11 protein-coding genes are annotated in these 13,130 nt (G+C 56.1%); 3 read left to right on the top strand and 8 right to left on the bottom strand.

Translation table 11 applies throughout. From position 1 onward, the window contains the following. The coding region (locus tag AABZ39_05285; GenBank protein MEK6794168.1) for an FAD:protein FMN transferase at positions 1-610 on the top strand (610 nt) is incomplete at its 5' end. On the opposite strand, the gene AABZ39_05280 is transcribed toward AABZ39_05285, so the two are convergent. The 8 genes from AABZ39_05280 to AABZ39_05245 all read right to left on the bottom strand — a co-directional run bounded on the left by AABZ39_05280 (position 591) and on the right by AABZ39_05245 (position 12,325). After that, positions 591-1,151: a DUF2271 domain-containing protein gene (locus AABZ39_05280; GenBank protein ID MEK6794167.1), complete on the bottom strand. Its 561-nt coding sequence runs from the start codon at positions 1,149-1,151 to the stop codon at positions 591-593. The genes AABZ39_05285 and AABZ39_05280 overlap by 20 nt on opposite strands. A 63-nt stretch (positions 1,152-1,214) precedes the next feature. Further along, positions 1,215-4,577, bottom strand: a complete 3,363-nt coding sequence (locus AABZ39_05275) for a hypothetical protein (GenBank protein MEK6794166.1) — start codon at positions 4,575-4,577, stop codon at positions 1,215-1,217. Positions 4,578-4,728: 151 nt separating this feature from the next. After that, on the bottom strand, positions 4,729-6,294 hold the full coding sequence (locus tag AABZ39_05270; protein ID MEK6794165.1) for a hypothetical protein: 1,566 nt from the start codon (positions 6,292-6,294) through the stop codon (positions 4,729-4,731). A 9-nt stretch (positions 6,295-6,303) separates the two neighbouring features. Next, a complete protein-coding gene (locus AABZ39_05265; GenBank protein MEK6794164.1) occupies positions 6,304-6,876 on the bottom strand; it encodes a hypothetical protein in 573 nt (190 codons plus the stop codon). Between the two features lie 41 nt (positions 6,877-6,917). Then, positions 6,918-9,368: a hypothetical protein gene (locus tag AABZ39_05260; GenBank protein ID MEK6794163.1), complete on the bottom strand. Its 2,451-nt coding sequence runs from the start codon at positions 9,366-9,368 to the stop codon at positions 6,918-6,920. Between the two features lie 187 nt (positions 9,369-9,555). Next, on the bottom strand, positions 9,556-10,887 hold the full coding sequence (locus AABZ39_05255; protein MEK6794162.1) for a transglutaminase-like domain-containing protein: 1,332 nt from the start codon (positions 10,885-10,887) through the stop codon (positions 9,556-9,558). 10 nt (positions 10,888-10,897) lie between these two features. Beyond that, positions 10,898-11,272, bottom strand: coding sequence for a TRASH domain-containing protein (locus AABZ39_05250; GenBank protein ID MEK6794161.1), 375 nt, complete (start codon positions 11,270-11,272; stop codon positions 10,898-10,900). An 81-nt stretch (positions 11,273-11,353) separates the two neighbouring features. Further along, positions 11,354-12,325, bottom strand: coding sequence for a zinc-binding dehydrogenase (locus AABZ39_05245; GenBank protein ID MEK6794160.1), 972 nt, complete (start codon positions 12,323-12,325; stop codon positions 11,354-11,356). 227 nt (positions 12,326-12,552) lie between these two features. Between AABZ39_05245 and AABZ39_05240 the strand changes: the two genes are divergently transcribed. After that, complete coding sequence (locus AABZ39_05240) at positions 12,553-12,879, top strand: ArsC family transcriptional regulator (GenBank protein MEK6794159.1); 327 nt, start codon at positions 12,553-12,555, stop codon at positions 12,877-12,879. Continuing rightward, a complete protein-coding gene (locus AABZ39_05235; protein MEK6794158.1) occupies positions 12,876-13,046 on the top strand; it encodes a hypothetical protein in 171 nt (56 codons plus the stop codon). Before AABZ39_05240 ends, AABZ39_05235 begins: the two co-directional genes overlap by 4 nt. The last annotated feature ends 84 nt before the right edge of the window (positions 13,047-13,130 follow it).

Below are 13,130 nucleotides of genomic sequence, written 5' to 3'. Positions count from 1 at the left end.
TTTCGGTACGGATAAAAAACGCGTGCCGTCCCCGTATGAGATACAGAACACGCTTCGTTCCGTGGGCTCACGCATGGTGCGGCTGCAGGGGAAAACGCTCCTCGTCGCCCGGCCGGTGATGTTCGACCTTGGATCGTACGGCAAGGGATATGCGCTCTCGATTTTTGCATCGCATGCGGCGCGGCTGAAGATACATCACTACCTCATCAATTTTGGCGGCAATATCATCGCTCGAGGGCGAAATCCCCGGGGCAGATACTGGACGGTCGGCATTCAGAACCCGCGTACGGACGGTGTGTATGTGACCGTGTCGCTCAGCAATGAAACGATATCGACGAGCGGCGATTATGAGAACTGCTTTTTTGTCGGGAATGACCGCTATCATCATATCATGGATGCGGCGACGGGGTATCCTTCACGCGCGGCGATAGCGGCCACCATTATCGGAAATGACGCGACCGCAGTGGACGCGCTCAGTACCATTGCCGTCATCGAGGGGACGAATTTCTTCGCGCGTGACTTCAATTATCGTTCGGCGTGGATATTCACCGAGACGAGCAATGCCGTCACGGTGTATACGCGGACGAACCTTATTCGACGGCGGGATTGAAGACGATCTTTCCGTCCACGACGTGTGCGCCGGGTGTTATCGCCGTTTCGGAAGCGATATCGCCGATCACTATCTCATTTGAATACAGCGGGTTCGGGCCTTTATTCGTCGAATGCAAGGTGAACTCCATCCAGACGACGTAGGTGCCCGGGGATATCTTCTTGCCGTCCTTGTCGCAGCAATTCCATGCTGTGCTGAACGTCGTCTCATGCGGGGTGGCGCCGCTTATGCCGTCGAGAGCATCGAGCGACCCGGCAGATTTCGCCCATGCGTTCGGGCGGTCCTGTCCGTAGCGTGACCCGTTCTTACGACGTCCGCCGTACTGCTGTATCGTTGCCACATATTTTCCGTCGAGTGTCACCCAGAGGTACACGCCTTTATGCGGCTTGACGGCGTCGAATGTCACGCTCATCACCAGCGGTCCGGATGGTTCGATCCTGCTCGGTGTGCCGCCGCCATCCCGCTTGGTAGCCGACGTCTGCGAATCGGGCGATGCTGCAATGAGCGTGAGCACCGCAAGAGCGGCAATGAACCGTGCCATGTATCTCATTGACCGATTGTACCATGCGGCGATACGGCGTCAAGCAGTGTTCCGTGGCCGGAGCTATTCTGCAGACAGTTCCCAATTGAATACACCGCCGTCCTTCGAGGTGTGCGCGAGCACGAACGTACATTCACCATTCGAGGCGCGTATCGGCACCTCCTCGATGCGGCGTCCGCTCGTTGCTAGCGCATACAGCTTGAGCGCATTCGAATTCCTGAGAATGACTGACGCTTTGCCGACGCGTATGAGCATCGGAGTTTCGCCCCAGGTGATAAGCGTTGTGCGTTCATCGGATTCGAATTTCATGTTCTTGTTGAGCGCATCCGTCGGGAACATGATGAGTATGCGTCTGCTTTCATCGAGCGGTTTCCCGTCGAGCGATGAGAACGTGAGCGAGCATTCCTTCGCGTCCACATCGGCGCGTATGCCGGGGACGGTATATGTGCCGTTCGTCTTTATCACCCAACCCCTGGTGCCGGATGTGTTCACCGCTATGGTGCCTTCATTGAAGTTGAAGCGCGCTTCGCGTGTCGATGTCTCGATGAGGCCTGTTCTCAGGTCGCTCTTATTGCCGGCGGGTATGACCGAGCCTTTGAGGGAATCGAGCCATGCCGCCGTGTCTTCGGTATCGGCGGACTTTGCGAACGGAAGGAAGGCGCTTCCCGACAGGTTCGTCGAGACAGGGAGGACAGCACCCGCGGGAGGCGTGTTCTCTATGGTAAGCCCGACCTTGGTCATGAAGGAGAGTGCTGCGCTCTCACCGCCGAGATACCAGTTTTCCGCGATATCATCCGGTTTCCCGTACAAATGGACCACGCTCTGCGATTCCTTCATATCGCCCCGGAGATAGAGGAATTTCATCTGTCGTTCGGTAGCCTGCAGCACCGGTTCGCTTGCGCTCATGAAACCCTTGCTCGGTACATCGGAAAGAACATCCTCTTTGTTCGCCGCATACCCCATAAGCCATATCCCGTCCCATCCCTGAAGGGCGGCGAGCGCACCGTGATAGAGACCGGCCTCGGAGCGGTGGCGGTTGGGGAAAACGAAATTGTATTCGGTGATGAAGTACGGTTTGCCCAGATGCCGTGTCGTCGCAAAATATGCGCCGAAGCAGTTCATGGAGTGCGATCCGTTCAGATAATTGAACCGCAGGCGCTTTATCGCGGACTGGTCGTGAAAGCCGTAGGGGAGGGACCAGAGTTTCTGGACGAATTTCGGATGGTCCCAGTAGGCATGCATATCGACCACCTCGAAGCTGCGCCTGAGGAGCGCGGTATAGCGCGAGCTGACCATGTTGCAGTCGGCGGCGGGCTGGCGGAAACCGATGCTTCTGAGATAGGCGGTCATTTCTGCGTGGCCGCTTGCCTGCGTTTCAACGAGGAATCGACAAGCATCCGCGCATCGTTTATCTGCGGCGAGATAGCGAGGGAGAACGAGCGTCCTCTGTTCGAGCGATTCCCCGCTCGTGAGGTCGCCCCATGCCGCGCGGACTTCCGCGGTGGTGCGGTATTTTTTCGCGCAGTAGTCGTTAAACGCTTTTGTGTACATGACGAACACTTCGCTGACCTTGCCGTAAAAATCGCCGAGCGGATCCTCATTGATCGTATTGATGAAGAGCAGACCGGGGTCGTCCTTCCATGCGAGGCCGGTATATCGGTTCTTGTGCGAGAGAATGTCCTTGGCGTATGCCTTCAGCTCCTCGCGGAATTCGGGGATGAGGTAAAAGCCGGGAAAGTAGCAGTCCCGCCAGTGAACGCCGGTCGCGATAACACCGGGAAAATATTTCTCGATGAGCTTTCTCGGCCCGCGTGACCAGACAAGGTCGATGGTGGTGTAGACGCCGTTCTTTTTGAGCTCGGAGAGGAAAAGATCTATCGCATCCATCTGCACGGCATCGTACGTAGAGGGGTCATCGCGTGTTCGGTAGAAGAGTGAATCGAAATACTGGAAGCGTGCGCAGTTATATCCCATCTTTGAGAAATTCCTCGCCATGGCGGCGATCTCATCATGCGTCATGCCGCCGAGGAAATTCGTATTGAACGTGGCGATGCATGCCCCGGTGATGCGTGCGGGAACGGATGGGTTCTTCTCGAAATAGTACCGCCCGTCGTTCACGGTAAGAAAGCCGTGTTTGCCCGCCGGCTTTTCGATGAGCGAGGAGAGATCGAGCGCGCTGCCGTCGACTATCGTTTTTTCCATCTTCATCGGAACCCATTCTTTTGACGCGCTTGCCGTATAGATGGGTTTCTGCGGTATCGGTATTTCGTCCTGAGATAGCGTAACGCCGGCAATGCCCCATACTGCCTGATCGGCGCTTTCGAAGCGCAGAGCGGTAAGGTCTCCGCCCGGCCCCTTAAGCTCGAATTTTGATACATAGAGACCGACATAGGCGCTTCCGTTCTCCGTGGTGAACCCGACTTGGCCGTTCGGAATACGGTTCGCCCCCCACCAATCGGCAACATCGCGTCCTCGCATGACGGATATCGGTTTGCCTTCTCCGCTTTTATATATCGGTACGATGCGTCCGATCTCGATATCGAGTTTCGGCGTGAATGCCGTTGCATGCAGAAGATAGAGATAACCGGGATTGCCGCCGGAGGGAATGCTCACGGTCGCCTGTGCGGGGAAATACGGCCGCTTCGGCGCTTTCAGCACAATGCATGCTTTTGCGTTTTTAGAGATAAGGAACGGTACGTTGGCGAATACGCGGTCGCCGGTGGGGAGCGCCGAAAGATCGTTCGCGCGCCCCTGGTCGGTCCATCCGCCTTTCTGATCCCCGTCGTTCTGATCGGTGAGCGCCATGTTCGCTGCGGAAGAAATATCAACGGTCGCGGCGGTGGGCTTTGCCTTGTCAAGGACGAATGCCCATCCCCTGATCGTCACCGGTACGCCGGCTTTCACCGTTATCACCTGCATGAATTTTGAATCATGCCATACACGAATGCTGTGCTGCCCGGAGCGCACATAACGTTTCTCGTCGGTGAGGGATGCCTCGAGCTTCGTGTCCTTTGCCGATGAGAGTGTCCACCCGCGCGGCGAATTCCCATCGGCGTCCTCGAAATCGGGATTGACGATATCGGTACCTTCCGCTTCGATGCCGTCCCAGAAACTGATGATGACCGCGTTCGTCTTATCGACCGCCATGAATTTGCTCATCAGGATGAGCGTTACCTTGCCGTCGGTGACGGGGGTGAATTTGATGCCGACCTGTTTCCATGTATTGGGGGGCAGGGGGAGATAGCAGCTGTAGCCGAAACCCGCTTTTCGATAGGAGGGGAGGAGCTTTCCTTCGCCTATGAGCGAAGCCGCTTTCATTTCGACGCCGGTATCCACTCCGTCAATATCGAGGCGTGTTTCCGACGGGAGCACTGCCTGCGCGAACGCGGACGCCGTGAACAGGATACAGGCGATGAAATATCTCATGCAGCGCTCCTCGGAACGGAAGTCATACTATTCGCTTACGATAGTATATACAGTGACGTTGTATGCCGCAATGGACGAAACGGGGGTGGAATTTGCACAAAAACGGGCGTGAGGCTATTGTGAATCGATGCGCTGTGTGCGCCGCCAGAACTTACTTTTTGACGAGATGCAGTACGACGAACGATCGCGCGCCCAGCAGATAATTTGAGAACGGTTTGATATCGTTTGCTCTGTGTATCACCGATTTCAACGGCCGATTCGTCATCGTATTATACGCATCGATATCATCCGCAGTAAGGATGGTTTCGCTTGACAATGCGTAGGTTTTCTCTGCTGAAAATGCTACGTTGCGGGCGACATCGGGATCTCGATTGACAAGTGAAAGGAAAATGCTTTCATCCAGCGCAACGGCTGCTGCGGTGACAAGGCATCGCCTGCTTGTTTTATCCGTCTGCTCGCCTTCAAGTTCCACGCGGACACTGTTGCCGTTGTTCGCGAGCATGCTGTTGAACATTCGCATCATGGGGGCGATGCCGGTGAGATAGTACTCAGGGTCACTCCCGTAATCCCTGCGGTCGGGATAGATGATCCCCCACGGCGAGGTGAACGTGCCGCCGAGATTATGGAGCGCCGCGATGGAAACCTCTTTACGCGCAAGCATGCGATTAAGCCATTCAGCATTCTGCAGGCAACCGACGAGCGCATGCGACTTGTAGAAAAAAGCATCCCACTTTTCGGCAGGGTCCTCATACGGCGGCCAGAATGCATACTCGGAGAGGAATATCTTGATCCGGTCGCTGCCGGTGATCTCACGAATATCTGCGGCGATAGCGGGTATGATATCCATATCCCAGGTCTTCTGGTACAATGTTCCGACGCCGCCGAAATACGGATGAAGCATGACGTAGTCGATCGAATCCATCTCGGCAACAAGGTCTCTCAGCACGGTGCGGTGCCAAATTTCCCATGTCCCTCCATACACGCGTTTGTAAAAATCAAAGCCCTGATTGAGCGTCGCCGCAAAAGGGGCGAAGCGCGCGTTGGGCAGGACGCCCTTGATCGCATGTATGACCGCCTTGCATTTGTCAGTGTATTTCCTGATCGTGTCGAATTCCTTCCAGAACTCGCTTCCATCGAGTTCATTGCCGAGTTCCCAGACGAATATCTCGACGGGCTCGGCGAGGCCGCATTCGATACGCTTCTGCGCCCAGTTCACGCCGCCGTTGGGGTTCGACTGTCCGTCGCCGCAGAGGAACTCTGCAAGATCTGCCGCATCCTCGGCGCTTTCCCGCATGTTGATGTCCCAAACGAGTTTTACTCCGGGGTTCAGGCGTTTGGCGAAGGTGACCCATTCGACGGGTCCGAATGCGCGCTTGGTGCCGGGTCTTTCCCACGGCTCGATGCGGTGTTCCGGGCGGCTCTCGAGCGGGCCGACAGCTTTTTTCCAGTTCCACACCTGCGACATGGTTCCCTCGAGTCGGATAAGCGGTGTCGGAAAGTCCTTGAGTGCAGCATACACTTTCGTCCGTATCTCGGTCGTGCCCGGCGTGAGCAGGAACCAACCGCCGATCAATGAGGTGCCGAAGCCAAGCAGTGCGGGATCTGCTCGTTTGATGACAGTCGTTTCGCCGACCCGCACACTGAGCGGAAGAATATCCTCGGCGAAGAGTGCAGCCGATAAAAGCGAGATGAGGGCGATTTTCATTACATAGTTCATGGTGTATCCTCAATCCATGGATTCGAGAAGGACGCTTTCTATCCAGATGATGCTGCCCGTATCGAGCATCCCGAGGAACACACAAGGGGCGCGCACTTCACGGGCGCAGTCTCCCGCCGCGGTGAAGCGGAGCGAAATCGTTTCCCATTCCCGCTTGGGCAGGGAGTAACGGCCGTTGGGCGCATAGCTTTCGAAAGGGGCGTTGACCGCCGCCCAGGGGGAGGTGTTCTGTATCACCGACAAACGCACCGGCAGTGCGAGCGAGCGTTGTGCTCGCAGGGTCACTGCTACACGATACTTTTTGCCTTTGACGAGGCCATCCTTGTGTACGAATGACAGCTGAACGTCGGAGTCCGACTCGCTCAGAGATCCTTTCGTGATGGTTATCTTTAGCGCACCCCGTCCTGTCGGGGTATCAGCCGATGCATCGTGCGTGATGATCGCTGCTGCCCCGCCGGGGGTGTTGATGTAGCTGCTCATGTTCTCCGGTATGCCTGCGGTGCAGTTCCACTCGGCGATCTTTGTCTGCGCCGCGAGCGGCAGAAAGACCGCGAATGCAATAAGGACGCGTATTCCTGTCATGCTGACCCCTCATCAATAAATGATAATTGATCGTGTTGAGTTCATTCTATGTGCTTCCGTGCTTCGATCACGCACAGATGCGGTACGGCGTAGCCGTCCCCCGATCTTCCATCATGCGCAGGGATGGTGATGAGCCCGGCAGGGAATTCCTTACGGTAGATGGTGTCCGTGAATTTCAATGTGTTCTGGAAATTCCATTGTGCGCGCATATCGGTCTTTATCCAGCCGGCAGGTACATACGAAGATGCGTCCATTACAAAGATATATACCGTAGTATCCTTGTTCGCCATGAACGAATAGCCGGCACCGCTCGCCGTCTTATCACCGCGCTGAACGCTGACGAAGGTCTTTCCTTCCAGTGATGACGGCACTGAGTCGAAACTGAAACGGTCCGAGCATCGGCCAATCGATGATGAGAACGCCCCGGACTTTGCCCCGCGTTCCAGCGGTATTTCGTTCACCGCGAGCGCGTCGGACGATCTTGATGTGAACCATGCTTTTTTATCGGCGATGCGAAGCCCGCCATGACCATCGGGAATGAGCACACGGGTGCCCGCGGCTGAGACTATACCCGGATTGCCGGGCGTGAATATCTTTTCTATCACCTTCGGGTGTTCGATGTCGGCTATATCGACGGCCTTGACGACCTTGTACGCGCCATTCACGATGAACATCACCGAACCGTATATCGACAGGGACCCGTTCATCGGCTCTTTGTTCGCTAATGAGCGCACCGGCTTGTCCTTGAGCGTTTCGACGGCGCACGGGTTCAGGAACGAATATCCGTTGTTGTGGAGCACAAGCAGTTTGTCGCCGTACGAGGCCATGCCGCTGATGATATTGTTCGCGCTTGACGGCATATCGCTTGCGATCGCAGGCTTCCCCGGCGAGAGCATGTCATACCATACGGGGCCGCCCATATGCCAGTACACCGATGCGTATCGCCCGCCGACAAGTTGTGCCGTGATGAATTTGCCGTAAAATATCCCGGGGCCCTTATCCGATATGATGCAGGTTGGAGCAGCGGGATCTGAAAAGTCTATCACTTCAACGAAGAACGGGGCGTTCTGCACGAGGGCGAAATTTCCGTCGGGAGGGACGACGACCTGATTGATAGTGCTTTTTTCCTTAACATACCTGCCGATGAGACTCGCTTTTCCCCCGCGGTAATCCCAGATGGAAAGCCCGCGTCTGCCTTCGGCCATGAAGAGCTTGTCGCCGCGGACAGCAACATCGAACGCGATGTCCTCCGAAGGGATGACGGACAGGCGTTTTATTTCAGGCGATATGCTCAGGATATGAACACCGGCATTCCCCGCTGCCAGTGCGACCGTGTTCTCATCGATGGCCGATACCGCGTGCACCTGTCCGCCGGCATTGTACACCGTCCATTCCTTGTCCTTCACGATCTCCGCTTTTTTCGCACGGGTCACCTTGGGCGGCGTGCCATTCTCTTTTTTCTGCGTCCGCGCGAACGCTTTTGCCTCGACGACATGGAGCCCGGAAAAATATCCTGCGGCATAGATGTATCCGTCCCCGATGGCGGCGGCGGCGATGGCATCCGGTTTTCCGTCCTTTTTCGGCGGCGGTATGAAATGGCCGACACTGCGCGGCTCTTTCGTGTTCTGGATATCGATGATGAACAATCCATTATATACATCGGAAACAACGGCGTGATCGCCGGAAACCTCGACGCCCCACATGTCGGGGTAACCGTTGTAGAAGGAGGGCATTTTTATACGAGAGAGGAATTTCGGCTGTGCCGGGCGTGACAGGTCGAATAGCTCGATGCCGTGACCTTCGCCGAAACCGGCAGCCTTTTCTCCCGGCGCCGGCGCCTGATAATGGACTTTTGTGAAAGCAGGTGCGTGATGCCCCGTCGCTGCGAAGCAGAGCCCCCCCCTCACGCGAACGCCGTCGCCGTATCCATCGAGCGGAGAGAGATTCGTCAGATAGGGATTGAGCGGATCGGATATATCGACGACGACAAGTTCGCGGTCGGCCCAGGCGCCCGCATAGAGATACCCGTTGTGAATATCGACGGACTGCAGCTCCTTTGTCGGCACCGCGGTGGAGATATATTCCGGCGCCCGCGGGTCCGATATATCGATGAGCTCGACGCCGTGGAAGCGGCAGGCCACCGCCGCGAGGGGGTATGACACGGCGAGGCCGGTCGCCTTTTCCAGCGTATCGTAATGGTAGACGACGGACGGTTTTTGCGGGTCGCGAATATTGATGATATAGAACCCGTCCTCACGCGCGGTGATATAGGCATGATCCCCGGCGATCTCAATCTGACGGACATTGCCGAGGTTGTCGACGCGGCCGAGTACGTCCGGCGACGAGGGGTCCTTAAGCGAGGCAATGAAAAGCGAACCCGATCCGATGACATAGAGCAGCGATCTGTCTATGGTGGCATCGATACAGGGGCCTATCTCCGTTCTCTGTACCCCTGAAAGCGGTTTGCCGTAAAGCGATGCATCGTGTTCCATTGGTGCTCCCGGGAGTGATAGTGCCGCAGCTATGATCGATACACACAGTGAAAATCTCATTGGGCTCTCATTGGATCGTTTCGCGATAGTATAAGCAATACTCCTGCTCTCGTCCAGGAACATATTAGTTTTTTTTATGCGTAAATTAAGTTCTGCGAATGCCCGAATGCCGTTCCTGTAGCGATCATCATCTTTTTCTGATGAAAGAAAATTCGACCCTCGGCCGTACTGTTCCGTTCATCTCGACGATGGGGTAGGCGAGGAAGTTGATCGGCCCCGATGCCGGGAGCGGCGATACGATGATGTCGCGTCCGCGGCTCAGTTCGAAGCGATTCGCCGGGTGATGGCCGAAATAATAGGTGGCAAGGCTCGAATACTTGTCCGCTTCGCTGATGTCCACCGGCCACCATTTGCCCTCGGCATGGAATTCGGCCCAGCAGTGATACCCGTCGATACCGCCGTCATTTCGCTCCGATGGTATAGCTGCGCCGATGGCGAATCGTGCCGGTATTCCTGCCGCCCGCGAGAGCGCGATGAAATAGGCATGAAAGTCCGTGCAGTTGCCGGTGCGAACATCGCAGGCGTACACGGCGTCGCCCTTGCCCCATCCGGTGCCGTATTTCATATACCGCATCCGCTCAATGACATGGTCATACAATGCGCGTGCGCGTACAAGGTCGCCGTTCTTTCCCGCGAGCACTTCCTTCGCTGTTCGTTTGAATTCACCGGTGATGGGCACGAGGCGGTCCGGCTTGAGGTACTGAGCGATATCCGTTGCGTCAGCATAAGCGGATTTTTCAGCGCGCAGAACGTGGTATCGTATCTCGATGATTCGATTGGTTTCGCCGCGTGGTATCGCAAGGAATAATATCTTTCCCGTGCCGCTTTTTTCGATCATCGTTCGAACCCCGGGAACGTGAATAGACAGGACCTCCACGGTCTGGAACCTGTCCGAAACGGCGATCGGCAGCCATACGCGCGTATCGTGCGTTATCTCGGGAAGTTCCGCCCGATAGATGAATTCGAATCTGTCGCTGCCGCGCTTGACGCCGAGGAGTTCCTGTGATGCTTTGTCGGGCGGTACGCGGCCCCAACCGCCGTCCGGTTTCTGCTTCCATGCGTAATAGGGCTGGCCGTTCATCTTGTGCACCGTCGTTTCGGTCACGACCATGTTCCCGCGACCGCCGGAGAGGAAGAAGTCGACGTCGTACACATCGCCCTTCGTGTCCACGAGATCGACACAGGCAAAATGTCTTCGCGGCCCGAGATTCGCAAGGTATTCGGTGTGTACGCGCACGAGCTTCAGCCGCATGTGATTCGTGCCGAAGTCGAGGGGGAAATACCCGCCGCCTAAGCGTGTCTTGTCGGCGATATGCTTTTCTATTCCGGCGCTGATGTCGCGAGTGACGATCGTCGATCGCTTCGACACATCCGCCCCCTCGCGCCGGCATCCACCGGCCGCGAGGACGGATACTGCGAGAATGGCATAGCCGAGTATCCGGGCTGTCGATGCGTTCAAATGATGCGGCCTATTTCGGGTGCTCGCTCGGGTGCTCATTCTTCGGATGTTCGCCCTTCGGGTGCTCGTCTTTCTTCACGGCTGATTTCTTGTCATCCTTTGCCGGGGTGAGATACTTGTCCGGGTTCTTCTTGAGCTCACCCTCGCATTTCGCGCAGCAGATAAAGTACTTCTTGCCCTTGACCGATACCGACAGGGATTTGTCCGTCACCTTGAAGCCTTCTTTCATGACAGGGCATATCACCGTATCGCCGACCTTCGCCTGCGTGGACGCATAGTTCTGTACCGTCCCTTTCACATCGGTCTTCGCCGCTTTTACATCGGCGGCTTGTACGAAAAGGCCGGTGATGAGCGCTGCTGAAATGATCAGAAAAAGTTTTTTCATGGGTTCCTCCATAATCGATGTTCCGACTTGCGCCGGGCGGACGCCGTCCGTTATGATACTCTAACAATATCGCCGAAATTGTCAATTACGGGAGTAGACGAGGTTCGCCTTGAACAGTCCCTCTTTGCGCGACGTTAGATCGTTGAACGCCGCACCGATGTCCTCAAAGCGATAATTCGTGATGAGCGGTCCGTACGTGATGCGCTTTGATGCGAGGAGCGCCATCGAACGAGCCATCGCCTGATGCTTCTCTTCGCGGCGGCGTACGTGCCCATTGACGATCGTTATCGCCTTGAAATTCCATGTCTTCATGTTCACCGAACGCATGCCGTCATTCGACTGATGATAGCCGACGAGCACGAGCGTCCCGTGCTGTTTTACGAGATCGGTGGCAAGGGTGACCGCGTTCTCCACCCCGGTCGCTTCTATCACCACATCGAATTCACCGAGATCTTTCGCGACGATGTTCGAATTGAATTCGGATGACGGCTTGTAATGTGCCGCGTCGTACACGACATCGGCCCCGAGCTCTTTCGCTGCGGTAAGCCGCCAGGGGATGATGTCGAAGACGGCGGTATGCGCCGCGCCCATGAGCTTCGTTAATTGCATGCACATGAGGCCCATGAAGCCGGCACCGATGACCGCAACGCGGTCGCCGACACGGACACCGAAGCGTTCGGCGGCGTGGACACAACAGGCGATGGGCTCTCCAAGTGCGTTCTCAACCGGCAAGGTATCCGGCACGGGAACTATACCCGATGCTTCAGCAATGAAGTAATCAGCGTATCCGCCCCCGAGCGCGGTAATGCGCATGCCAGGCGATATGCCCTCGACATTCCTGCCGACAGCATCTACGATACCTGAGCCTTCATGGCCGAGGAGTATGCCATTTTCGGGGTTCTCATTGCCGCTCTTTACGCTGGTGTACCGAAAAACATCGCCTTCGCATATCCCGTTGGAGACAGAACGTACGCGTATCTCTCCCTGGCCCGGCTCGGGTATACCCGTATCCCTGACGGTGAATCCTTTGTTCGTTAACAGTGCTGCGCGCATGGCATCCTCCGCGTTTAAACGTTGCTGAAACAATAATCAAAGTATGAACGCAGGAAAATGCACGAAGCGGTTCGTGTGTTGTACGAATCGGCTGCAAGCTATGGGGACCTGGCGGGACATCGATTTGCTGAGCCGGTAATGCGCGATCAGTGCTTGACGGTAGTCATCGTTGGGAATATACTGGTGCAGGGTCGGCATCCATGACAGGGAATAGCGAGCGAGACTGGATGAACATTCAGATATTCGGAACAAAAAAATGCCGGGATACGCAGAAGGCGCTGCGATTCTTCAAGGAACGGCGCATACCGGTTCATTTCGTGAACATTGCGGAGAAGCCGGTGTCGGGCGGAGAGCTGGATGCGTTCATCCGAGCGGTCGGGGAGGATGCGCTCATCGATACGGATGCGAAGGCATATGCATCGGTTCGGTATCGTGCCGACAAACGGGAAATGCTCCTCACGCATCAGGATGTTCTGCGGACGCCCGTAGTGCGCAGCGGCAAGGCGATCACGAGCGGGCACCAGGAAGACGTGTGGCAGGCATGGATAGCATGAAAAAAGACGACCGAACGGGGAAAGCGGAAGTGCCCGGCGCCGGCGATGTGTCCAGGCATCAGAAAAAAGCAGCTATGCCGCATGCGGCTGTCCTGCTTAAGAAACGACGCAAGGCGCTCAAGTCAAGTATCAATATCAATGATCGGTTCGGATATCGGTATCGCTAGACGATATCGATCATACCGGCTTCTACAATTTTCTGGGTATTAACCCGCGTATTTATTGTAATTTCATGTTCTGAATTGCGCCGC

Source organism: Spirochaetota bacterium (assembly GCA_038043445.1).
Classification (GTDB): domain Bacteria; phylum Spirochaetota; class Brachyspiria; order Brachyspirales; family JACRPF01; genus JBBTBY01.
Note: the sequence above shows the minus strand (reverse complement) of the source record. Positions and strands in the feature narration are given on the sequence as shown.

Excerpts from the sequence above, each read along its gene's own strand:
- AABZ39_05250 (MEK6794161.1), bottom strand. The coding sequence starts at position 11,272 with ATGAAAAAACTTTTTCTGATCATTTCAGCAGCGCTCATCACCGGCCTT.
- AABZ39_05275 (MEK6794166.1), bottom strand. The coding sequence starts at position 4,577 with ATGAGATATTTCATCGCCTGTATCCTGTTCACGGCGTCCGCGTTCGCG.
- AABZ39_05240 (MEK6794159.1), top strand. The coding sequence starts at position 12,553 with ATGAACATTCAGATATTCGGAACAAAAAAATGCCGGGATACGCAGAAG.
- AABZ39_05265 (MEK6794164.1), bottom strand. The coding sequence starts at position 6,876 with ATGACAGGAATACGCGTCCTTATTGCATTCGCGGTCTTTCTGCCGCTC.
- AABZ39_05245 (MEK6794160.1), bottom strand. The coding sequence starts at position 12,325 with ATGCGCGCAGCACTGTTAACGAACAAAGGATTCACCGTCAGGGATACG.
- AABZ39_05280 (MEK6794167.1), bottom strand. The coding sequence starts at position 1,151 with ATGGCACGGTTCATTGCCGCTCTTGCGGTGCTCACGCTCATTGCAGCA.
- AABZ39_05270 (MEK6794165.1), bottom strand. The coding sequence starts at position 6,294 with ATGAACTATGTAATGAAAATCGCCCTCATCTCGCTTTTATCGGCTGCA.
- AABZ39_05235 (MEK6794158.1), top strand. The coding sequence starts at position 12,876 with ATGAAAAAAGACGACCGAACGGGGAAAGCGGAAGTGCCCGGCGCCGGC.
- AABZ39_05260 (MEK6794163.1), bottom strand. The coding sequence starts at position 9,368 with ATGGAACACGATGCATCGCTTTACGGCAAACCGCTTTCAGGGGTACAG.